This window comes from Sorangiineae bacterium MSr11954, assembly GCA_037157815.1.
Lineage (GTDB): Bacteria > Myxococcota_A > Polyangia > Polyangiales > Polyangiaceae > Pendulispora > Pendulispora albinea.
In genome coordinates this window covers 11,104,900-11,125,143 of the sequence record CP089984.1, presented here as the reverse complement: position 1 = coordinate 11,125,143, position 20,244 = coordinate 11,104,900, and the positions used below count along the sequence as shown (strand labels likewise).

The window sequence follows — 20,244 nt, the reverse complement described above, 5'->3', positions numbered from 1 at the left end:
GCGAGCGATGCCCGACTTGACGCGCGAAACGACCCGAAGCTAGGTTCGCCGACACGGACTTCGAGTAACCCACGACAGACGAATTTAGCCGCGTTTTTACGCCGGTTCCTGATGAAAGAGGAGGTGCGGAGGTGATGGCAAGAGGGAGTTTCAGATGGAGCATGCTCGCCGGATCGGCAGCGTTGTTGCTCACGGTCGCGGGCTGCGGCCACACGGACGAAGAGATGGCCGCCAAGCAGCGCGAGATCGACAAGCTCTCCGCCGATCTCAAGACCGCGAACGGTCAACTGGCCGAGGACCAGGCGAAGTACGGCCAGGCGCAGTCCGAGATCAACGAGCTCCGGGGCCAACTCAAGCAAGCTGGCGTCGACTCGGACAAACTCAAGCAGGCCGTTGCAGAATACAAGCAACGCTCCGAGCAGCTGGCCGCGATCGAGCAGCGCTTTCGTGACCTGAAGACGCGCCTCGACAAGCTCACGCAGGTGGGCCTCAAGGTCGTCGTCCGCAACAACCGCATGGTCATCCAGCTGCCGGGCGACGTGCTCTTCGACTCGGGCAAGGACGAGCTCAAAGCGACGGGCAAAGACGTGCTCGCCCAAGTCGCTCAAGTCATTGGGAGCGATGGGACGCTGGCGCAACGCATCTTCCAGGTCGCCGGCCATACCGATAACGAACCGTACGGCGGCGGACCCTTCAAAGACAACTGGGGACTTTCGGTCTCCCGCGCCCGCACCGTGCTGCTCTACCTGATCACGCCGAAGGAGGCGACCAAGCCCGGCGCCAAGCCCACGGGCAAAGGCGGCGGCGGTCTTAATCCCAAGAACTGGTCGGCGGCCGGCTACGGCGAGACCGATCCGATCGCGGGTACGGTCGAGAACCAGTCGAAGGACGATCGGAACAAGAATCGCCGGGTCGAGCTGGTCCTCCAGCCGAACGTCGAAGAGATGCTCAATCTGAACAACATCAAGTGAGCCCGGCGCGGCACCGGCCGCGACGAGCTTCGAAATAAAGGGTCGATCCGAGAGGGTCGACCCTTTACTTTTTGCGCCATGACGAGCTCCCCCCGCATCGCGGCCATCGACATTGGAACCAACACCGTTTTGCTGCTGGTCGCCGAGCGAGGCCCCGACGGCGCCCCGCAGGCGGTCGAAGAACACGCGACCATCACGCGCCTGGGCCAGGGGGTCGACCGCACGCGAACGCTCCACCAAGACGCCATTGCGCGCACCACGGCCTGCCTCGACGCCTACGGGGCCATCGTGAAGCGCCTTGGCGTGGAGCGCATCGCGGTGGTGGGCACGAGCGCCATGCGCGACGCACGCGGCGGTGAGGTCATCCAGGAGCACATCCGGAAGGTGTTCGGGGTGGACCTTCGGGTCATCGGCGGCGACGAGGAGGCGGAGCTGACATTCGCCGGCGCGCTCGTCGGGCTACCCAGCGCCGAGCCCGGGAGCGAAGCAACGAACGCACCCGCATCGAAGGCCGCGGAGCCCGATGGTCGCAGGGAGCACGGGCGCGAGGTCTTCGTCTTCGACATCGGCGGAGGGAGCACCGAGGTGGTGCGCGGCACCATCGAGCACCCCGGCGCACATGCCGCGTCGGGTCTCGATGAAGGATCCACGACGGCCGATGGGGCGGAGCGTCACGCGGGGCGCGGGTCCGTCGGTTACGAGAAAAGCTTCGACGTCGGGAGCGTGCGCCTCACCGAGCGCCATGTGCGAAGCGATCCTCCGTCACGGGACGAGCTGGATACGATCACGCGCGAGCTTCGCGCGACCTTCGCGGAGCTCCCTCCGCTCACCGGCGACATGCCGCCCATCGGCATCGCCGGCACCATGACGACCTTGGCCGCCGTGTCGATGCAGATGACCACCTACGATGGCACCCGGGTGCACGGAAAGCGTCTTCCCACGAGCGAGCTTCGCCGCGTGGTGGAGTATCTCGCGTCGTTGCCGCTGGCCGCGCGGCGCGAGGTGCCCGGGCTCGAGCCCAAACGGGCCGACGTGATCGTGGCAGGGGGCCTGGTGGCGCTCGCGCTGCTCGAGCACTGGGGTGCGGAATCCGTCGTGATTTCCGACCGTGGAGTTCGCTGGGGGCTCGCGGTTGCGCTCTGTCGGTCGGCTGCTACATTAAGTGGTGAGGTGAGCGTTCCCTCACAAAAAACGCCGAAAAATGCGCTCGAAATTTGAGCGCGATCAATGGAAGGCGGCTGAAAGAATTTGACAAACACGTGGCGACGGAACTAGAGTGCGCTCGCCTCGCTTCATATCCACCGGTCGCGAAGAGCTGTTGCGGTAGGCTGTTGCAGGATGCTGTTGCGGGAAGGCAGCCCGACCTACTGGAAACTCGGCCCTCCAACTCGTCTGTTTCTGTTTCGTTTTCGTTTCGAAAGCTCTGTTTTCAAGCCCTCGAGTTTTCCGGTTTTCTAAGTTTTCCAGGTTTTACCTCGTTCCTGGTTCCTCCCGCCAGCCAGTCAGTCGCATTGTCGACCATTCCGATAGGTCAGGTGTAACGCCTAAGGCACCACCCAACCAGACCGGTGCCCCAAGGCCAGTGCGAGGATGAAGTTTGATGTTGTTACGAGCCGGGCGGCCTTTGCAGGTACTCCCGGAAAGGGTGCGGTGCGCCGTGCGGCCTCAATTACGTGGGGGGCGCGTAAAGGGGCGCGAGCTGCGAAGTGACGGACGCACCCATCGATTCACTTGGACAAGGAGATACCATGCAAGCTGGGACGGACGTCAAATTCAACGTTGGTGACAAGGCAGTTTACCCCGCCCAAGGGGTCGCCGAGGTCATCAAGATCGAGGAGAAAGACATCGCAGGAAGCCGCCAGCGCTTCTACGTGCTCCGCATCCTCGATACGGACCGAAAGATCATGGTCCCGGTGACGAATGCCAGCGCGGTCGGTCTGCGTCAAGTGATCAACGAGCAGGAAATCCGCGAGATCTTCGACATTCTCAAAGAGCGCACCATTGCGTTCGACAACCAGACTTGGAATCGCCGCTACCGCGGTTTCATGGACAAGATCAAGACGGGCTCGATTTACGATGTCGCCGAGGTCCTCCGCGATCTTTATCGCCTGAAGACCGACAAACAGCTCTCGTTCGGCGAGCGCCGCATGCTCGAAACCGCGCGCGGGCTGATCGTCAAAGAAATTGCCGTCGCGCGCGCTCAAACCGAAGACGACGTCAAGACCGAAATCGAAGCGCTCTTCATCGCCAATTGATTGTCTCTCGCGACTGCTGCCTTTGAGGTTTGCCCCTCGAAATCTGCGGGTTTCGAGGCTCTCCAGACCGCCGGTCGCATTTGAAGAATTTCTCGACAGCGTAAGCCGCGGTAGCGTCGCGAAGCGTCTTCGACGACGTGCGCCGCGGCTTGGCGCAAAGCGTAACATCGAGTCCGTTACGCCAAACCGCCAAACCGGGTGCTACGGGTGCTAGGTCAGCTCGTCCGGCTTGGCTTCGGGGACGATGTCGTCGTCGAGCAGCCCGAAATCCCAGACTTCACCCGGCTCACGCAGCGCGGAGACGGCATCTTCCACACGACGGAGGAGCTCGGCCGGTGCCGCTGCGCGTCCGGCGCGAACGCCGAGGGCGATGCGATCGCCCCATTGCCAAATGCGGGCAGAGGCGACCCCCTCGAGCGCATAAACGAGCTCGAGGGCGCGGCGTAGCTTTGGTGGCAATGGCACGGTGGGCTGAGTCATGGGATCTGCGTGAGGATCGCCGTATCGATCTCCCTTAGCAAAACGAATCGCTTGGCGCCGTGGTCCGCGGCAAATTTCGTCATCTGGGCCTTTGCGACCGGAACGAGATCGGAGCCCATCGGGCCCATCACATCGCTGCCGAGCGCAAAGACGATGGAGTCGTCGACCTCGCGAACGCGACCGTCGTAGTACTCATGAACATGGAGCGTGGCGGTCGGACGTCCATCGAGGCGAGCGGCCAGCGCGCAACGCAGCGCATCGAACCGAAGCGTTTGCCCATCGTCCGCTCGAAGCTCGGCGGCGAAGAGGCTCCCGTTCGCGATTTTCATCCCGCACCGAGCGCAGCGGTCGCGCGCATCCGCCGGCGAGCGGCACGCCGAAAGAACCGCGGCGGGCGCGGCCAAGGCGAGCGCCAGGACGAGCGCGAGGCTTCTTCGGGTGCTTCTCACGGAAAGAGCGACGCTCCTTGGTTGATCCACGTGTAGCGCGCGATGGGTGCGAGGGCGCAGAGCAGCGCAAAGCCCCACGCCCAGGCTTCGCGCCGCATGCGGCCGCGCGCGAACCCTTCGAAGATGCCCGCATCGACGTGCGGCAAGCGGCGCGCGAGCAAGGCGACGAGCGCGGCGCCGCCTCCCCACGTGGTGGCGAGGAAGATGGCGCCGAACAGGAAGTAACCCAGACCGAAGACGTCCGCGTGCAGAAGGCAGAAGGGGCAAATGTGGTCGGGCAGCTCGAAGGCGTAGGGTGCCACCTCGAGCACGACCGCCGCGATGGCGACGGGGAAGGCCACGATCGACAGCGCTCCCGCGAGGGTCACGCGGGGTGCACGCGGACGGCGCGCCGCCCATAGCGCCGCCGCCGCCGCGAGCACGACGGCCACTTGCGCGGCGATGGCCGAGGCGACGCGCGGGCCGCTGGCGAAGGTCACGTTCCCGGCCGTCGCGCGATCGAGCTGCACGGAGCAGCACGAGGCCACGACCGAGAGATCGAGCTCCAGGAGAAAGCGCGTGGTGAGCCCCAGATCGATGGTGGCGAGCGGCGCGAGGGCCAAGGTGAGGATCGACAGCGGCCGCACCAGATCGGGGCGCGGAAGGCGCCGATCGAACGCGTAGACCTGCGCGACGATGCCGGCGAAGAGCGCGACGCCGAAGGTGGCGTAGAGCGCGGGAAAGCCCCACTCATTGGCGTGGAACACCCCATAGGCACACATGGCGCCTCGGATGCCGTGGCTCAGTCGATCGGACGCGAGCACCGTGAAGACCAGCGCGAGGACCTGCACCACCGTACCCACGCGGACGAAGGTCGAGCTGAGCTCGACGTGACGCTCCAGGGCCAGCTGCCCTTCGTTGGCGCTCTGCAGATCGAAGTGGAGCAGGACGCGCAGCGCGACGAGGGCGGCGCGGCCGAGCAACACGGCGGCAACGACCCCGGCGACCAAACGGAGCAGGACCCAAGGCTCGAGGAGGTTGACGAGGTGCACGGTCACGGCGATGCCCGGGACGTCACTCTTTCACATGCGACGTGCGCGCGCACGTGCGGGCACCCGGCGCGCGCGAAGATGTGCGGCGGCCGGCACCGGAAGCTCACGCGGCCGGGGTTTCCTGCTCGTGAAGTTTTCCGCCGTGCAAGTCCAGGATGCGCGCCACGCCGGCGGCCTGGGTCAGGCGAGGATCGTGGGTGGCCGCCAGCACGGCGCGGCCCTCGCGGGCGAGCGCGACGAGATCGCCGGCGATGGATGCGGCGCGCTCCTCGTCCAAGTGTGCGGTCGGTTCATCGAGGAGGAGCAGCGGCGGATCGCGCATGAGGGCGCGGGCAAGGGCCACGCGCTGGCGCTCGCCGCCGGAGAGGCCGCGGGCCTCGGTGCGCGCGAGCGAGGCCACGCCGAAGCGCGCGAGCAGGGCGTCGGCGCGCTCGATCTCGCGGGGACCGATGCCGTCGGGCACGCACGGGAGAAGAACGTTGTCGCGCGCGCTCATGGTGTCGACCAGGGCCACGTCTTGAAACACGAAGCCCACCTTCTGCCGACGCACCTTGGCGCGGTACGATTCGCGCAGGCGCGAGGTGGCCTCGCCATCGAGGTGCACCTCGCCGCTGGTGGGCGAGAGCATGGCGCCGACCAGCGCCAGGAGCGTCGTTTTGCCGCTTCCGCTCGGGCCGCGAAGGAGAACCAGCTCGCCCCGTTCGACGGTGAGCGAAATGCCATCGAGGATCGTTCGCCGGGTGCGCCCGTCGCGAATGCGCTTCACCAAGCCTTCGACTCGAACCGCCGCTGCCATTTGTGCCATGTTGCGCCAAGTTGGCACGTTTGTCATTGGGAAGGGGAATGGCCCCACGAGATTGCAGGGCTATTTGGCGTGGCATCGACGATGCTAGGACAGCGGCGGGGAAAACCCACAAGAATGAGGGGGTTCGCCACTCGATGGGCGCTCGAACGGCAAAGTCACAGGCGAAGGCGTGGCGCGGGGTCCTGTGGACCGTTGGGCTAGCGTTTGTCTGGGGCGCTTGCACGCTGAATCCCCAACCCATTCCGCCCGGGGCGACCGACGATGGCGGGAAGGGAACCCCGGGTTCCAATTGCGGCGGGCGCCCGGGCGGGTGCAACGGTGGCGATGGGAGCAGCGACGGCGGGCGCGGAGATGCCGGGGATGCAGGGCGCGACGCGGGGGATGGCGGGGATGGCGGCGACGGCGGGGATGGCGGGGATGGCGGCAACGATGCCGGCAGTGCGGCCGATGGAGACGGTGCATGAGCCCGCGAAAAATGAAGCGGCTTCGCGCGTGGCGCTCCTACGGGTGCCTCGCGCTGACGGGTGCAGCATGGATGGCCTGTACCCTCAATCCGCAGCCGATTCCGCCGGGCGATACATTGGAAGATGGAGGATTCACCAGCGGCGGCGGGTGCAAAAAGCCGCCCTGCCCCGGCACGCGGAAGGACGGGGCGGTGGAAGGATCGGGCGGAGACTCCAGTGCGGGCGATGCCGGAGATGCCGGCGACGGAGGTGATGCTTGAGCGCCCGGAGACGGACGAGCGGACGAGAAAAACGGCGGACGCCCAAGCTTCGCCGCAGCGCGCAGCTCCTTCTCGGCGCGATGCTGACGGGTGCATCGTGGGTGGCCTGCACCCTCAACCCGCAGCCGATTCCCCCCGGCGACCAACCCGACTCGGGCGGCGTATCGTTCCCGCGCGGGGACTCCGGCGCGATGCTCCCCCGCGACGCGGGCGACGCCAGTCCCACGGACGCCGACGCCGGCCCCGCGGATGCGGGCGTCGACGCGAGCTCCGACGCTGGCGCGGCCGACGCCAACGACGGCGACTAGCTACGTACGGCCGCCGACCACGTACTCGTCGAGGACGCTCGCCGCGAAGTCGGCCAGGATGCCGTCGGCGACGCGCAAGCGGCGGGACAGATCGCGTGCGATGTTGAGCGTAATGAGGGCATACGACTTGAGATCGTGCCGGTAAAGCCAGTCCAGATCTTCGCTGGCCATGCGCAGGAGGCGCGTGTGCGCGACGGCGCGCACGGTGGCGGAGCGGGCTTGGACGTCGATGAGGGACATCTCGCCGAAGGTGTCGTTCGGGCCGAGGATGGCGACGCGAACGTCGCGGCTGCGGCGGCTGCGTTTGAGCACTTCGACCTCGCCGTCGAGGACGACGTACATCTCGCGGGCCGAGTCGCCTTCGCGGAAGATGGCGTCGCCCGGCGCGAGGTGGAGCGGCTTCAAGGAGGCTGCGAGATGGGTGATGACCTCATCGGAGAGGGCACCGAACAAGCCGATTTCACGAAGCCGGGCCGCGGTGACGGGGGCCAGGCTCGAGAGGGCGGCAGCGGGATCAGTCTCGCTCATTCGTGAGATCTTTGGTGAAAACGATGCGCTTGCGCTTGTAGCCGGCGTAGTCTTCCATTTCGAGCGATTCCCAGCCGACGGCCACGTGAAAGCGGATGGATCCTTCGTTGCCGGTGGTGGTGATGGCCTTCATCCGGGTACAGCCGGCCGCGATGCACTCGCGGATGAAATCCCTGTAAAGCAGCCGCCCGACGCCGCGCCTGCGGTGCTCGGGGTGGATACCGACCAGGTGAACGTAGCCGGTTTTAACCCCTATCCCCGCGCCGGGCGCCTTGGGGTAGTCTCGGACGACCTCGCTCGTGGCGACGAACCCAAGCAGAAATCCGATGATGATGCCGCCTTCTTCCACGATGAGGGCATGGTCGCCCAGCTCGTAAAAGAACATCGGATGGACCTGCGCGTGGATAGGACCACCCCACCAGCGATCAATCACCTCGACGATATGATCGAAGTCGGCTTTGGTGATGCGACGGGTTTCCATGGGACGCGTATGTGCTGAAATGGCAGTCAGGGCCAATAGGCCAACCACACCAACTACGCTAGACAGGTTCTTCCCGAATTCGTTTTCGGGCAAGGAAGATCATGAAGCAGGCTAAGGATCGCATCATCATCGCACCCTCGATCTTGTCCGCCGATTTCGGACGGCTGGCGGAGGAGGTCCGCGCCGTTGAGGCCGCGGGCGCGGATTGGATTCACGTCGATGTCATGGACGGGCGTTTCGTTCCGAACATCACCATCGGCCCGCTGGTCGTACGCGCGCTGCGCGAAATCACCAAGCTCAGGCTCGATACGCACCTGATGATCGTGGAGCCGGAAAAATACATCGATGCTTTCGCCGAGGCGGGCGCCGATGGCCTCACGGTGCACGTGGAAGCTTGTACGCACTTGCATCGCACCCTGGAGCGGATTCGGCACCTCGGTCTGCGGGCCGGGGTGGTCCTGAACCCGTCCACGAGCGAGGAGACCTTGCGCTATGTGATGGAGCTGGCCGACCTCATTTTGGTCATGAGCGTCAACCCCGGCTTCGGCGGTCAGTCGTTCATCGAGAGCGTGCTCCCCAAGGTGGCGGCCATCCGCAAGATGATCGACGCGTCGGGACGGGACATCGATTTGGAGATCGACGGCGGTATTTCCAAGGACACCGCGGAGCGCGCGGTGCGGGCGGGGGCGCGGGCGCTGGTGGCTGGAAACGCCGTTTTCAACCAACCTCCCTACGATCGCGCCATTTCGACTATTTTGAACGAAGCCCGCAAAGGGCTTACGAACTGAGTTGAGGTGACTGCGTGATGACGAGGCTCGCGCGCCGGCTCGACCGCGGCGCATTGATTTCGGCGTTTTCTGCACCCGTTCTTTCGCTTTTGGCCATGTCGCTGGTCACCTTTGGGGCGGCGTGTTCGAGCTCCAAGCCGGCACCGACCCCGGTGGCCACCGTCCCGCTGGCGGCAGCCGATCCCCCGCCCGCGGATCCCAAGGCCACACCGCCCGACGACGTCGGCCCCGAGGAAGCCGCCAAGCAGCAGCGCCGCATCGCGCGCATGCTGAAGAAGGTCAGCGGGGTGCGCGGGCTCGAGACGAAGAAAGAGGTGCCCGGGCGCACGTTGGCGCGCGAGCGGCTCCTCGCCCGGGTGAAAGAGCACGTGGCGCGCGAGCTCCCACCTGCGACCATCCGCGACGAGGGGCTGGTGCTGCAGCTGCTCGGGTTCGTGCCGGTGGCGTTCGACTACGAAAAAGAGATGTTCGCGCTCCTGGAGGCGCAGATCGCGGGCTACTACGAGCCGGCGGATCGCACCATGTACATGGCCGCCGATCTCGACGAGGAGAACGCGCAGGCCACCCTCGCGCACGAGCTGGTGCACGCGCTGCAAGATCAGAACTGGGACCTGGCCGCCCGCAGCAAATACAAGCCGGGACATGGCGACGAGGCGAGCGCGCGCTCGGCCCTGGCGGAGGGCGACGCGACGAGCGCGATGCTGGACGTGATCATCGAGGGCACGGGGCGCACGGCGCTGGACATGCCGGAGGCCCTCTTCTCCTCGTCGATCGCGCAGGGCATGGAAAAGGGGCCAGGCTCGTCGGCGCCGCACGTGATGCGCGCGGGGCTGATCGCGCCGTACCTCGACGGGACCTTGTTCGTGCACGCGCTGCGGCGCAAGGGCGGCTGGGAGGCGGTCAACCGCGCGTGGGAAAAGGCGCCGGTGACCAGCGAGCAGATCCTGCACATCGACAAATACGAGGCCCACGAGCCGGCCATCGAGGTGAGCGTGCCCACGCGCAATGCGCTGGGCGCCGGGTGGAACGAGAAGGAGACCGACGTCTACGGCGAGCTCGGGGTCCGCATCTACTTCGCGGAGTGGATGGACGAGGAGACGGCGCACACGGTGGCCGCGCACTGGGGCGGCGATCGGGGCGTTCTGCTCGAAAAAGGGAAGAACGAGTTCGCCTTCGCCTGGCGCATTCGCTATGACGCGGGGCCGCGCGGTAAGCCGGCGGCGTACGCGGAGAAGGCGTATGCCGCGCTCGTTCCGGCCATCGAGGCGAAGGTGGGGCCGGCGAAGAAGCAGCCGGCATCTTCGGCGTGCGTGGCGCGGCAAGGGCTGGGGCCGATCGCGGTCTTGCGCAAAGGGCGCGATTTGATGATCGCGGTGGGGCCTACGGAGATGGGCGCGGCGGCGTCGAAGGAGACGTCGGATTGCGCGTTGATGCAAAAGTGGCTGGCGGAGCTGGGGGCGGCGACGCCGGCTCCGTAGCGCGAGCCGCCCCCGGTGCCGTCAGCCGGGGGCGCCGCACATTTGGCGGACGAGGTTCAATCCGACATAGGCCGCGAGGGTTTGGATCTGGTGGCGGTCGCCGGGGAAGTGGCGCTCGACGACCTTGACCCCGGAGGGGCCGGCGACGGCGATGAAGACGGTGCCCACGGGTTTTTCGGGCGAGCCGCCGCTGGGGCCTGCGATGCCGGTGAGGGAGAGGGACACGTCGGCGCCGGAGACGCGCTTGACGCCTTCGGCCATGGCGCAGGCCACCTCGCTGCTGACGGCGCCGTGGCCGCGGATGACTTCTTCGTCGATGCCGAGCAAGCGCGTCTTGGCGCTGTTGGCATAGGTGACCACGTCGACCAGGAGGAAGTCGCTGGCGCCGGGCTCGCGCGTGAGCAGGTGGCCCACCAGCCCGCCGGTGCACGACTCGGCGACCGCGAGGGTGTACTCCTTTTTGCGGAGCAGACGGCCGGTCACCCCGGCGAAGGTGTCGTCGGCCTCGCCGTAGATCACGTCGGAGAGGCGCTGCTTCACCTCGAGGGTGGCGCGCTCGCAGAGATCGCGGGCGGCGGCTTGGGTGGCCCCGCGGGCCAGCACCTTGACCTCGATCTCGGGGAAGTGCGCGCGGTAGCCGATGGTGATGCCGGGAAACGCTTGGGCGACGCCATCGAGGCGCTCGCCGACGGTGCTCTCGGGCAATCCAAAGGTGCGCAGGCGGATCTGGTAGCTGTCGTTGGGGGCGAGATCGCGGATGCGCGGCACCACTTGCTCTTCGAACATCCGCTTCATTTCGCGCGGCACGCCCGGCATGAAGAAGGCGAGCGCGGTGCCGATGCGCACGCTGAAGCCGGGCGCGGTGCCCACGGGGTTGGCGAGGATCTCGGCGCCCTTTGGGAAATCGGCCTGCTTGGCGTTGGTCTCGGTCAGCGTGCGGCCGAACTTGGCGAGGCGGCGGCGAATGTGCTCGAGCGAAGCTTCGTCGCGCTCCAGGGAGACGCCGAGCAAGTTCGCGACCGCCAAGGTGGTGATGTCATCGGTGGTGGGCCCGAGCCCGCCGGTGCACACGATGACCCGCGACGTTTGGGCCAGCCGCTCGAGCTCGCGCAAGATTCGCGGTTCGTCGTCGTCGACCGTGGCGCCGAGCGAGACGTCGAAGCCAAGATCGGTGAGGCTGGCGAAGAGCCACGCGGCGTTGGAATTTACGAGCTCGCCGCGAGTCAGCTCGGTCCCGATGGAGAGAACGGCGCACGTCATGGGGATCGACGAGGGTAACCCGGAATCGCGGCGCCGGACGAGCCTTCGTAGGCGCATCGAACGCCGACCTCCAAATTTCGAGATGACGGGGGAATTTCCATCCGACTCCAGGTGCGGAGCTCGGTAGCAAGCTCCGTGCGGTAACTTCCACCCCGCGCGACCCCAAAGGCGCCGCCGGCAGGCGAATTTGGCCCTCCCGAAGCGTCGGAAGCCACCCACTCCGCAACATTTCCCGCCAAATCGTGAATTCCCGTGGGTGTATCGCCATCGGGGTGCGCTCCTACGGTGTCCGGCCCCAAGGCCCCGTGCGCGCAAGGACCGCGATCGAGCCCCCAAGCCGCCCGCCGGCACACCGCCCCCGTATCCCCCCACGGGTACCGCCGCGGACGATCGCCCGCAGCCGCGGCCATCCACTCGTCCTCGGTGGGAAGACGCCCGCCGCGCGATGCGCAGTACGCCGCCGCCTCGTCGCGGGTGAGGTTGCTCGCCGCCCGCGCGCCATCCGGCGAGGGGCGACGTTCGACCTTGGCCACCGTGGCCTCGTACGCGTCGATCGCAAAAGGTGCAACATGCACCAATCGCGGCGCCACCCGGCCTTGCGCCTCCCAGTCCGAGGGGCCCAACGTAAATGTGGTCGCCGGAACCTCGACGCGCACATCGGGCGCATCGCAGCCGCCGGCGCTCGCGATCAGGGGCGCGGGGCAACCGAGGCAGCGGGGGGCGCGCGCGACGAACCCCGGTCCGCACTCGACGTGCGATCCGGTCTTTCGCAGAACCACGGCCGCCGTCACCAGCGCGATGATGGCGGCGCCCAGGGCCATGTGCAGGCCGCGCCGCGCGGGCTCGGTCGGAGGAGCAGGCTCGGACATGCGCCGCGCGCTATTTTCGGACCGCGCACCCGAGCGTGCCGATGCCCTCGACGGTGATCTCGATGCGATCGCCGTGCACGAGGGGACCGACGCCCTCGGGGGTGCCGGTGAGCACGAGATCGCCGGGCTCCAGGGTCATCATGCGGCTGGCGTAGGCGAGGAGAACGTCGACCGGGAAGATCATCTGCGCGGTGCGCCCATCTTGCTTGGTCGCGCCGTTGACCGTGCAGGCGATGCGCACGTCCCGGGGGTCGAGATCGGTTTCGATCCAGGGGCCCACGGGGCAAAAGGTGTCGAAACCTTTGGCGCGCGCCCACTGGCCGTCGGAGCGCTGGAGATCGCGCGCGGTGATGTCGCCCGTGCAGGTGAGCCCGAAAATGTGCGCGCGCGCCTGCTCCGGCGCGATGGCGCGGCAGCGCTTGCCGATGACCACACCGAGCTCCGCCTCGTGCTCGACCCGGGTGCTCTCGGGCGGTAGCACGATGGTGCCCTCGTGGCCGATCAGGGCCGACGGGGGCTTGAGAAAGAGCAGCGGCTCTTTGGGAACCTCGTTGCCCAGCTCCTTGGCGTGCGCAGCATAATTGCGCCCCACGCAGAGGATCTTCGAGGGCGCCACGGGGGCGAGGAGCGCGACGCGGTCGTCGTACGGGACGACCTCGCCGGTGGGGGAGCCCCCGAGCCACGGCGCGCGGGAGAGCACCCGGAGGGACCCTGCTCGCGGCGCCCGACCTTCACCGGCGGGGCGCGCATCGTCCAAAATGGCGAACACCGGCTCGCGCGGATCCTGCGCGTTCGGGGCGGTAGACGGCGGGGGGGAAAAACGGACGATGCGCATGGTGGGAGCCATCGTATCATCCCGAGGCCACCATGCCGATCCGACTCGCCTTCTCCCCCGACAGCGACGATGTGTTCATGTTCTGGGCCCTGCTCGCAGGGCGCATCGATGGCGAGGGTCTCACCTTCGTGGCCGAGCGCGAGGACACCGAGTCGCTCAACCAGCGCGCCGAGCGCGGCGACGTGGACGTGCTCGCCGTATCCATCGCCCGCTACGCGACCATCGCCCAAGACTGGCTTTTGCTCCCCCATGGCGCCTCGGTCGGCCGCGGCTACGGTCCCGTGGTCGTGGCGCGCGAGCCGCGGAGCATCGAGAGCCTCGCCGGAAAGCGCATCGGCGTTCCGGGGCTGCGCACGACCGCATACCTGACCTTGCGCCTGGTGGGCCCTGCGTTCGAGCCGGTGGTGATCCCCATCGCGCCCTATTCGAAAGCCTTCGACGCGCTGCGCTCGGGGGAGGTCGACGCCGTTCTTCTCATCCACGAGGGTCGCCTCACCTACGAGCGCGAGGGCTTCCACCGGGTGCTGGAGCTGGGCGAAGCGTGGGCCGCCGCCACCGGGGGGCTCCCCCTGCCCCTCGGCGGCAACGCCATCCGCCGCGGTCTCGGCGAAGAGACCATCGCCAAGGTCTCCCGTCTCTGCCGCGCATCCATCGCATGGGCCCTCGAGCACCGCGACGAAATGCTCGAGTCCCTCCTCTCCGCCGAAAAGCGCCCCGATCTGCCGCTCGACCGCGCGCTGCTCGATCGCTACCTCGCCATGTATGCCAATGAGGACACGCGCGAAATGAAGCCCGACGTGATCCACGCCATCCGCGAGCTCTACGCCCGCGGCGTGGCAGCGGGTCTGCTGCCGCAAACGGCGCGTCTCGAGCTGGCGCCGTAGGTGTTTGACGGCGCGACGGAGGCGCGCTTGAGCCCTCCGCTCGACCCGCGAAGCATCGAGCTGGGAGTGCCGTTCGACCCGTGAAGCATCGAGCTGGGAGTGCCGTTCGACCCGTGAAGCATCGAGCTGGGGATGCCGCTCGACCCGCGAAGCATTAAGGTAAGGAGCGCCTCACGACCGTTGAACGGTTTGCGGCACGAGCGGTGGCCGCGTTGTCGGATCAACGCGGATTGTGAATCCATGTGAAGACTGCCGCGGCGGAAGCGCGGGGCGCGTATTCCAACTCGCATGCGAAATAATATTCGCTTTCGAGCAGCCTCGTAATTTTCATTCCAGGAAGCATACTTGTAGAATCCACGTAAGGCGGAAGATGCGACGGTTGGCGAAGTAACCGGAAGTAACTGCACTGCCGTGCTGAAATTCTGCGTGTGCCCGTGAGCCGATGTCATCATGACCACCGAGGTCAAAAAGGCTTTTGTGCAACCACTTATAAATATATCGGCGCACACTTCCGTCCATTCACGCGATGAGCAGCAGGTATCTCCCACCCATATCGATTGGGAACCAGCAGGCAGCGTAGTGCGCCGCGAAGAAAAGCCGGATGGAGCGCGACCCAAAGGGCGTGCGTCATCCAAATTACTGTTCGAGCTCGCTCGCCTCTTCTTGTGCGAGTCGAGCGCCGAGGCGGACGAGAACGAAGCGCTCCGCCTCTCGGAAGAGGCGTGGGCGATCTATCGGCGCGCCCGCGCCACCAAACGTGCAGAGGACGCCGAGTTGTCGCTCGAACCACTGGAGCCGCTCGAGCCTTTGGAGCCTTGAGCCGGCGCCATTCGGTGGCCGCGCGTGCGAGCTCGCATCAGCCATCCATGGCGTGCGCGTAGCGGCGGATTTCGCGCAAGGTGCGGGCCGCCAATGTGCGCAGCTCCGAGATTTCGTCGCCCTCGACGATGGCTTCCATCGCAAGAGCAAGCATGTCCCATTTGAGGAAGTTGGCCGCGGTGACGGCGGCGTCGCGGAGCTCGGGCTCGGGGGCTCCCATGGTGTCGGCGAGGAACGCGAGAACGTCGGCCTCGGGCTCCCGCTTTTCGCGCACCAACACGCCGCGCGGGGTCGCCGAAAGGCCCATTTTCAACACGTACAGCCGGCGCGCCACGGCATCGGGCTCCGCGCGCGCCAGGGTCACCAGCTCGGAGGGCTCGAACACCTCGAGGGAGCGCAAGCGCGAAAAGGCCGCGGCAGCATCGCGACCGGTCGCGTAGACGTAGCGCGCCTTGATGATCGCGCTCTCGCAATAACGGATGGTGGTGGCTTCGTCGAGCGGGGTCCATGTGAACTCGCCCGGGCGGCTATCGTGCTTCGGCGTGACGGAGTTGAAGTGCCACGACTCTTCCCACGCCATCGCGATGAGCGAGGTAAGTCGGAACGAAGGCTTGAGCGCCCAGTGGCGGTGCTCGGCGAAGATGGGCTCGTGCTCGTCGATGGTGTTCGCCTTCTCGCGCGGCGTGCCATAAAAGGCGTCCACCCGCGCGCGCAGCGCTTGCTCCAGCTCCGACTGCAGAAACACGTCGACGGCGACCTCGTTCGCCTCGCGGCCGTGCGTCAAAAGGTGGTGCACGGCCCAGCGGCGCGCGAGCAGCTTTTCACGGCGCTCGTACTCCTCGGGGCTGGGCGCAGAAGGAGGATACAGCCCCCCGCCGCCCGGCTCCCCCGTGAAGGCCTGGCGCCAGGTGAGACGCACATCGGCGTGGGCGCTGGAGATGAGCTCCAGCAGCGCCACGCTCATCGCCACGATGTCCTCGCGCTCGCGCGGCTTGAGTTGCAGACCGCGCAAGAGCACGCGCAGCTCCGCGCGGTACGCGGGGTTGACGTAAAACGTGGGCGGCCAGTTCAGTCCTTGGACATAACGGCGGATGGCGTTCGCAAAGCAGCCCTCCGGAGCCTTCGTTTCACTCCGAATGACGTCGATGACTAGGGATATTTCTTCGAATTCGTGGGGCGTCACACCACTACCGTTTTTAACCGTTTTACCGTTTCAAGACCGTTTTGGACCGCCAGATGTCCATTTGCAAAGAAGTTGCGCGTGTTTGCGACCACGCCGCATCGGCGGAAATGATAATGCGCCGGGACGTTGTTGACCAAATTCCCGGATCCGCCTTTTCCGGGCGCCCGTCCAGCACCCGCCATTTCATGGCGCGCCGCCCGCCATTCATCGCGCCCGCCCCGCCGATTCTGGCGCGCCGCCCGCCGATTCCGGCGCGCACCCCCCGCTGATTCCGGCGCGCCGCCCGCCGATTCCGGCGCGCACCCCCCGCCGATTCCGGCGCGCCGCCGCCGGCGTGCCGCACCGCCGCCGGCGTGCCGCATGGCGTCTCGAGTAGAGTGCCGGGCGATATGCCCCGTTTCGTCCCCCCCGGGTCGCGTCGCCCTGCCCTGACCGTCGCCCTCGCCGTCTCCCTCGTCCTGATCGCGCTGAGCTGCCATTGCTCCCGAAAACACCAGGATTCGCCGCCGGCGGCCAAGATCGACGCCGCGGCGCGCGTGGCCAAGCGGGTGGTCTCCCTTTCGCCGTCCACGACCGAGGCGCTCTTTGCCATCGGCGCAAAAGACGTGGTGGTCGGGCGTTCGCGCTACTGTGATTTTCCGCCGGAAGCCCTGGCCTTGCCCCAGGTCGGAGGCTACGCCGACCCCAATTTCGAAGCCGTCTTGGCGCTGAAGCCGGATCTCGTGGTCGGCGGACGCGGCCCCGCGGGGGTGCAGCTGCTCGATCGGCTCGTTGCGTTCGGCACCGAGGGGTATTTTCCCGAGACCGAATCATTCGCTCAAATCGATGCCATGCTCCTCGGCATGGGCAACCGCACCGGTCACACCAAGGAGGCGGAGGCGCTGATCGCCCGCATGCACGCCCGCGAAGCCGAGGTGCGCGCCGCCGTGGCAGGCCGGCCGCGCCCGCGCGTGCTCATCGTGTTCGGCCTCGAGCCCATCGTGGTCGGTGGCCCCAAGAGCTTCTCCAACGAGATGATCGACCATGCCGAGGGCGACAACGCGGTACGCGACGGGGCCGTCTATCCGACCCTCGGCATGGAGCAGATCTTGGCCCTGGACCCCGACGTGGTCGTGAACGCGGCCGTGGCTGGATCGCACGGCCACCAGCGGATCACGCGCGATGCACCCGGGTGGAGCGAGCTTCGCGCCGTGAAAGGCGGGCGGGTGGTCCCCATCGTCGACGATAGCGTGCTCCGCCCGGGACCGCGCGTCATCGAGGGGGTCGCCGTTTTGGCGCGCGCGCTTCACCCCGACGCCGCCATCCACTAAAGAGGTGCCGGTTGCCATGGCCAAGCCCCGGATCCGTGTCGATCAGCTCCTCGTCAACCGCGGTCTCGCCCCCTCGCGGGCGCGCGCGCAGGCCATGGTGCTCGCGGGCACCGTTTACGTGGGCGACACCCGCGTCGAGAAGGCGGGCGCCACCGTCGCCGACGACGCGCCCATCGTCGTGCGCGGTGCGGATCATCCTTATGTGTCGCGCGGCGGGGTCAAGCTCGAAGGGGCGCTCGACGCGTTCGGCGTGCGCCCCACCGATTTGCGCTGCCTCGACTTGGGCGCGTCCACCGGCGGGTTCACCGATTGCCTCCTCCAGCGGGGCGCGCGCGCGGTCATCGCCGTCGACGTGGGCTACGGACAGCTCGCCCACAAGCTGCGGGTCGATCCGCGCGTGGTCGTCATGGAGCGCACCAACGCGCGCACCTTGACGGCCGAGAGCATCGGCGGCGCCGTGGATCTCACGGTGGTCGATGCTTCGTTCATCGGCATCGATCGGCTGACCGAGGCGATCGCACGGGTGACCCGCGAGGGTGGCGAGCTGGTCGCCCTGGTCAAACCGCAGTTCGAGGTGGGGCGCGAGGAGGCCACGCGGACCAAAGGGGTGGTGCGCGACGATGCCGTGCGCGAGCAGGCCATCGCCGGCGCCGTCCGGGCCATCGAGGTAGTGGGATTCGATATCCTCGGCCAATGCGACTCGGTGCTACCGGGCCCGAAAGGGAACCGGGAAGCGTTCGTGCACGCGCGGAGGTCTGCACCTTGCAGCGGCCGTCTTTCAACGCCGACAGGACCATGACACAGTCCCGCGCAAGTTCGATGCGACGTCCGTCCCTCGGTGCGATTTTCCTCACCGTTTTTCTCGATCTTCTCGGCTTTGGCTTGGTCATCCCCTTCTTGGCCGAGGAGGCACGGGACAACTTTCACACCACCGCCTTGGTCGGGACCTTGCTCAGCGCGGTTTACTCGCTGATGCAGTTTCTGTTCGTCCCGGTGTGGGGAAGACTTTCCGACCGGGTGGGACGCCGTCCCGTTCTGGTCTGGTCGGTCGCCGCAAACGTGCTCACCATGCTCGGGCTCGGGCTCGGCATCGCCTACGGCAACCACGTGGGGTGGCTCTTCGCCGCGCGCATGTTCGGCGGCATCGCCACCGCCAACTTGGGGACGGCCAGCGCCTACATCGCCGATGTGACCAAGCCGGAGGAGCGAGCGCGCGGCATGGGCATGATCGGCATGGCGTTCGGGCTCGGGTTCGTCTTGGGGCCGGGCTTCGGCGGGGTGCTGGCCAAGATCACCATCAACGGCCACACGGGCGCGGTCACCTGCTTCGCGGCCGCGGCGCTGGGCGTGATCAATTTCGTTTGGGTGCTGCTCGGCTTGGCCGAGTCGCTACCAAAGGAGAAGCGCGCGGCCAAGCCCGTGCGCTCGCTCTCGCCGCTCAACGTGGAGGCCGCGAAGCGCGCGTTCGGCGACAACAGCATCTTCGCGGGCATCCTGGTGAACTTCCTCATCGTGTTCTCCTTCACGAACATGGAGCAGACGTTCCGCTACTACAACAAGGACGTCTTCTGGATGGACCAGCTGCAGAGCGGCCTTTTGCTCGCGGCCATCGGGGTCACCGCCGCGCTGGTGCAAGGTGGCTTGATGCGCCCCCTGACCAAGCGCTACTCCGAGCCGACATTGATCCCCGTCGGGGTGATGGTGCAAGCGGTGGCCTTCTTCGGCCTGGTCTTCGCGCCGTCGGCGGGCAAAGGGCTCCTCTACGCGTCGAGCCTCTTGCTGGCGGTGGGCAACGGCATCACGCAGCCCACCGTCTCCTCGTACGTGTCGCGGCGCGCCTCGGCCACCGAGCAAGGGGCCATCTTGGGCACGAATCAATCGGCGGCCAGCTTGGCGCGCGTGATCGGGCCCGCGTGCGGCGGCTTCGTCTACGGCGCTTACGGGCCGCGCTCGCCGTACATCACGGCCACCATCGGCATGTTGATCGCGCTCACCTGTACCATCGCGCTGGCGCGCGATCAGAAGACCAGCACCCAGATGTCGTAGAGCGCGTGCGCCCACACCGCGGTGGAGAAGCCGCGCGTGAGGTAGATGAGGGTGAGCACCACGCCGATCACCATGCGGTAGATGAAGGACGTGAGCAGGAACTTGTCGGCCATCGCGCCCGTGTAGTGCACGCCGCTGAAGATGGCGGCCGCCACCAGCATCCACACGAACATGATGACGGCCGCGCGCAGCGAGAGGCGCGCGCCCCCTTGCTTCACCAGCTGCACCTCTTGGCGGGTGAAGAACCACACCAAGAGCTTGGCGCCCAAGCCGAAGAGCACCACGCGAAAGGCCAGCTCTTCGTAGAAGCCGGCGCCCAGCGAGGTGATGGCACCCACGAAGCGGCGGTTTTCGGTGATGAGACCGAAGAGGCTCGCGGAGGGCGTGACCACCTGCAGGAGCTCGGTGACGGCGTAGGAGCCGGCCACGCGCATCACCACCGCGTAGAGCGCCCCCTCGACGATGACCTGAATGAACTTGCCGGTGCGAAACGCTTGCCCGCGCCCCAGCCACGCAAAAATACCGGCGAAGACCACGCCGATGGCTGCGGTGATGAGGAGGTAGATGGCCCGGTTGCCCTCGGCCAGCTGGACGAGGGTGGGGGTGACCACATCGGTCGCGTTCTGAATCTTCAGAAAAACGACGCCGGCGTGGTACGCGAGAAAAATGGGGAGCGTGAGGGCGAGATCGATCCAAGCTCCGGGCTTCTCGGCGAGGGCTTTGGCTTCGGAGCTGGCCAT

General features: G+C 66.9%; 23 protein-coding genes. 12 read left to right on the top strand and 11 right to left on the bottom strand.

Annotation, left to right across the window (positions count from 1 at the left end; all coding sequences use genetic code 11):
* The first annotated feature begins 161 nt into the window (after positions 1 to 161).
* The 3 genes from LZC94_43640 to LZC94_43630 all read left to right on the top strand — a co-directional run bounded on the left by LZC94_43640 (position 162) and on the right by LZC94_43630 (position 3,226).
* A complete protein-coding gene (locus tag LZC94_43640) occupies positions 162 to 971 on the top strand; it encodes an OmpA family protein (protein WXB14705.1) in 810 nt (269 codons plus the stop codon).
* Positions 972 to 1,049: 78 nt separating this feature from the next.
* Positions 1,050 to 2,189, top strand: a complete 1,140-nt coding sequence (locus LZC94_43635) for a Ppx/GppA family phosphatase (protein ID WXB14704.1) — start codon at positions 1,050 to 1,052, stop codon at positions 2,187 to 2,189.
* 530 nt (positions 2,190 to 2,719) lie between these two features.
* Positions 2,720 to 3,226 (top strand): CarD family transcriptional regulator, encoded by a 507-nt coding sequence (locus LZC94_43630; protein WXB14703.1) that lies wholly within the window; start codon positions 2,720 to 2,722, stop codon positions 3,224 to 3,226.
* Between the two features lie 210 nt (positions 3,227 to 3,436).
* On the opposite strand, the gene LZC94_43625 is transcribed toward LZC94_43630, so the two are convergent.
* The 4 genes from LZC94_43625 to LZC94_43610 all read right to left on the bottom strand — a co-directional run bounded on the left by LZC94_43625 (position 3,437) and on the right by LZC94_43610 (position 5,991).
* Positions 3,437 to 3,706, bottom strand: coding sequence for a hypothetical protein (locus LZC94_43625; GenBank protein ID WXB14702.1), 270 nt, complete (start codon positions 3,704 to 3,706; stop codon positions 3,437 to 3,439).
* Positions 3,703 to 4,035 carry a nitrous oxide reductase accessory protein NosL gene (locus tag LZC94_43620; protein WXB14701.1) on the bottom strand — a complete coding sequence of 111 codons (333 nt, stop codon included), beginning with the start codon at positions 4,033 to 4,035 and terminating at the stop codon, positions 3,703 to 3,705. The genes LZC94_43625 and LZC94_43620 overlap by 4 nt, the downstream gene beginning before the upstream one ends.
* Before the next feature lie 116 nt (positions 4,036 to 4,151).
* Entirely contained in the window at positions 4,152 to 5,192 is a 1,041-nt protein-coding gene (locus LZC94_43615) for a hypothetical protein (GenBank protein WXB14700.1), read from the bottom strand.
* Positions 5,193 to 5,289: 97 nt separating this feature from the next.
* Positions 5,290 to 5,991: an ABC transporter ATP-binding protein gene (locus tag LZC94_43610; GenBank protein WXB14699.1), complete on the bottom strand. Its 702-nt coding sequence runs from the start codon at positions 5,989 to 5,991 to the stop codon at positions 5,290 to 5,292.
* Positions 5,992 to 6,451: 460 nt separating this feature from the next.
* On the opposite strand from LZC94_43610, the gene LZC94_43605 reads away from it, so the two are divergent.
* Together LZC94_43605 and LZC94_43600 are read left to right on the top strand one after the other, a co-directional pair.
* The gene (locus LZC94_43605; protein WXB14698.1) at positions 6,452 to 6,715 is read left to right on the top strand and encodes a hypothetical protein; all 264 of its coding nucleotides are present in this window, start codon (positions 6,452 to 6,454) and stop codon (positions 6,713 to 6,715) included.
* Complete coding sequence (locus LZC94_43600) at positions 6,712 to 7,023, top strand: hypothetical protein (protein WXB14697.1); 312 nt, start codon at positions 6,712 to 6,714, stop codon at positions 7,021 to 7,023. The genes LZC94_43605 and LZC94_43600 overlap by 4 nt, the downstream gene beginning before the upstream one ends.
* Here LZC94_43600 and LZC94_43595 read toward each other — a convergent pair whose 3' ends face one another.
* Both LZC94_43595 and LZC94_43590 read right to left on the bottom strand, forming a co-directional pair.
* Positions 7,024 to 7,551 (bottom strand): cyclic nucleotide-binding domain-containing protein, encoded by a 528-nt coding sequence (locus LZC94_43595; GenBank protein WXB14696.1) that lies wholly within the window; start codon positions 7,549 to 7,551, stop codon positions 7,024 to 7,026. It abuts the gene before it with no gap.
* Positions 7,538 to 8,068 carry a GNAT family N-acetyltransferase gene (locus tag LZC94_43590; protein WXB14695.1) on the bottom strand — a complete coding sequence of 177 codons (531 nt, stop codon included), beginning with the start codon at positions 8,066 to 8,068 and terminating at the stop codon, positions 7,538 to 7,540. The genes LZC94_43595 and LZC94_43590 overlap by 14 nt, the downstream gene beginning before the upstream one ends.
* Positions 8,069 to 8,133: 65 nt before the next feature.
* On the opposite strand from LZC94_43590, the gene rpe reads away from it, so the two are divergent.
* The gene (gene rpe / locus LZC94_43585; protein WXB14694.1) at positions 8,134 to 8,820 is read left to right on the top strand and encodes a ribulose-phosphate 3-epimerase; all 687 of its coding nucleotides are present in this window, start codon (positions 8,134 to 8,136) and stop codon (positions 8,818 to 8,820) included.
* A 14-nt stretch (positions 8,821 to 8,834) separates the two neighbouring features.
* The gene (locus LZC94_43580; protein ID WXB14693.1) at positions 8,835 to 10,298 is read left to right on the top strand and encodes a hypothetical protein; all 1,464 of its coding nucleotides are present in this window, start codon (positions 8,835 to 8,837) and stop codon (positions 10,296 to 10,298) included.
* 21 nt (positions 10,299 to 10,319) lie between these two features.
* On the opposite strand, the gene LZC94_43575 is transcribed toward LZC94_43580, so the two are convergent.
* From LZC94_43575 to LZC94_43565, 3 genes are read right to left on the bottom strand one after another with little or no spacing between them, the layout of a single operon-like run.
* Positions 10,320 to 11,558 carry a competence/damage-inducible protein A gene (locus LZC94_43575; protein WXB14692.1) on the bottom strand — a complete coding sequence of 413 codons (1,239 nt, stop codon included), beginning with the start codon at positions 11,556 to 11,558 and terminating at the stop codon, positions 10,320 to 10,322.
* Positions 11,555 to 12,427, bottom strand: a complete 873-nt coding sequence (locus LZC94_43570) for a formylglycine-generating enzyme family protein (GenBank protein ID WXB14691.1) — start codon at positions 12,425 to 12,427, stop codon at positions 11,555 to 11,557. Before LZC94_43570 ends, LZC94_43575 begins: the two co-directional genes overlap by 4 nt.
* Before the next feature lie 10 nt (positions 12,428 to 12,437).
* Positions 12,438 to 13,262: a fumarylacetoacetate hydrolase family protein gene (locus LZC94_43565; protein WXB14690.1), complete on the bottom strand. Its 825-nt coding sequence runs from the start codon at positions 13,260 to 13,262 to the stop codon at positions 12,438 to 12,440.
* 32 nt (positions 13,263 to 13,294) lie between these two features.
* Between LZC94_43565 and LZC94_43560 the strand changes: the two genes are divergently transcribed.
* Positions 13,295 to 14,146 (top strand): hypothetical protein, encoded by an 852-nt coding sequence (locus LZC94_43560; GenBank protein WXB14689.1) that lies wholly within the window; start codon positions 13,295 to 13,297, stop codon positions 14,144 to 14,146.
* Between the two features lie 450 nt (positions 14,147 to 14,596).
* Positions 14,597 to 14,965 carry a hypothetical protein gene (locus LZC94_43555; protein ID WXB14688.1) on the top strand — a complete coding sequence of 123 codons (369 nt, stop codon included), beginning with the start codon at positions 14,597 to 14,599 and terminating at the stop codon, positions 14,963 to 14,965.
* A 37-nt stretch (positions 14,966 to 15,002) separates the two neighbouring features.
* On the opposite strand, the gene LZC94_43550 is transcribed toward LZC94_43555, so the two are convergent.
* A complete protein-coding gene (locus LZC94_43550; protein ID WXB14687.1) occupies positions 15,003 to 16,148 on the bottom strand; it encodes a hypothetical protein in 1,146 nt (381 codons plus the stop codon).
* A 389-nt stretch (positions 16,149 to 16,537) separates the two neighbouring features.
* Between LZC94_43550 and LZC94_43545 the strand changes: the two genes are divergently transcribed.
* From LZC94_43545 to LZC94_43535, 3 genes are read left to right on the top strand one after another with little or no spacing between them, the layout of a single operon-like run.
* Positions 16,538 to 17,458 (top strand): helical backbone metal receptor, encoded by a 921-nt coding sequence (locus LZC94_43545; GenBank protein WXB14686.1) that lies wholly within the window; start codon positions 16,538 to 16,540, stop codon positions 17,456 to 17,458.
* A 16-nt stretch (positions 17,459 to 17,474) separates the two neighbouring features.
* Entirely contained in the window at positions 17,475 to 18,257 is a 783-nt protein-coding gene (locus LZC94_43540; GenBank protein WXB14685.1) for a TlyA family RNA methyltransferase, read from the top strand.
* A gap of 20 nt (positions 18,258 to 18,277) precedes the next feature.
* On the top strand, positions 18,278 to 19,504 hold the full coding sequence (locus LZC94_43535; protein ID WXB14684.1) for an MFS transporter: 1,227 nt from the start codon (positions 18,278 to 18,280) through the stop codon (positions 19,502 to 19,504).
* Here the strand turns inward: LZC94_43535 and LZC94_43530 are convergent.
* Entirely contained in the window at positions 19,477 to 20,244 is a 768-nt protein-coding gene (locus LZC94_43530) for a CPBP family glutamic-type intramembrane protease (GenBank protein ID WXB14683.1), read from the bottom strand. The genes LZC94_43535 and LZC94_43530 overlap by 28 nt on opposite strands.

What these genes read in the sequence shown, in the direction of transcription:
- LZC94_43555 (WXB14688.1), top strand. Translation starts at nt 14,597, where the DNA reads ATGACCACCGAGGTCAAAAAGGCTTTTGTGCAACCACTTATAAATATA.
- LZC94_43625 (WXB14702.1), bottom strand. Translation starts at nt 3,706, where the DNA reads ATGACTCAGCCCACCGTGCCATTGCCACCAAAGCTACGCCGCGCCCTC.
- LZC94_43530 (WXB14683.1), bottom strand. Translation starts at nt 20,244, where the DNA reads ATGGCCAGCTCCGAAGCCAAAGCCCTCGCCGAGAAGCCCGGAGCTTGG.
- LZC94_43620 (WXB14701.1), bottom strand. Translation starts at nt 4,035, where the DNA reads ATGAAAATCGCGAACGGGAGCCTCTTCGCCGCCGAGCTTCGAGCGGAC.
- LZC94_43635 (WXB14704.1), top strand. Translation starts at nt 1,050, where the DNA reads ATGACGAGCTCCCCCCGCATCGCGGCCATCGACATTGGAACCAACACC.
- LZC94_43575 (WXB14692.1), bottom strand. Translation starts at nt 11,558, where the DNA reads ATGACGTGCGCCGTTCTCTCCATCGGGACCGAGCTGACTCGCGGCGAG.
- LZC94_43610 (WXB14699.1), bottom strand. Translation starts at nt 5,991, where the DNA reads ATGGCACAAATGGCAGCGGCGGTTCGAGTCGAAGGCTTGGTGAAGCGC.
- LZC94_43545 (WXB14686.1), top strand. Translation starts at nt 16,538, where the DNA reads ATGCCCCGTTTCGTCCCCCCCGGGTCGCGTCGCCCTGCCCTGACCGTC.
- LZC94_43570 (WXB14691.1), bottom strand. Translation starts at nt 12,427, where the DNA reads ATGTCCGAGCCTGCTCCTCCGACCGAGCCCGCGCGGCGCGGCCTGCAC.
- LZC94_43560 (WXB14689.1), top strand. Translation starts at nt 13,295, where the DNA reads ATGCCGATCCGACTCGCCTTCTCCCCCGACAGCGACGATGTGTTCATG.
- LZC94_43565 (WXB14690.1), bottom strand. Translation starts at nt 13,262, where the DNA reads ATGCGCATCGTCCGTTTTTCCCCCCCGCCGTCTACCGCCCCGAACGCG.
- LZC94_43595 (WXB14696.1), bottom strand. Translation starts at nt 7,551, where the DNA reads ATGAGCGAGACTGATCCCGCTGCCGCCCTCTCGAGCCTGGCCCCCGTC.
- LZC94_43605 (WXB14698.1), top strand. Translation starts at nt 6,452, where the DNA reads ATGAGCCCGCGAAAAATGAAGCGGCTTCGCGCGTGGCGCTCCTACGGG.
- rpe (WXB14694.1), top strand. Translation starts at nt 8,134, where the DNA reads ATGAAGCAGGCTAAGGATCGCATCATCATCGCACCCTCGATCTTGTCC.
- LZC94_43540 (WXB14685.1), top strand. Translation starts at nt 17,475, where the DNA reads ATGGCCAAGCCCCGGATCCGTGTCGATCAGCTCCTCGTCAACCGCGGT.
- LZC94_43535 (WXB14684.1), top strand. Translation starts at nt 18,278, where the DNA reads ATGCGACGTCCGTCCCTCGGTGCGATTTTCCTCACCGTTTTTCTCGAT.
- LZC94_43630 (WXB14703.1), top strand. Translation starts at nt 2,720, where the DNA reads ATGCAAGCTGGGACGGACGTCAAATTCAACGTTGGTGACAAGGCAGTT.
- LZC94_43640 (WXB14705.1), top strand. Translation starts at nt 162, where the DNA reads ATGCTCGCCGGATCGGCAGCGTTGTTGCTCACGGTCGCGGGCTGCGGC.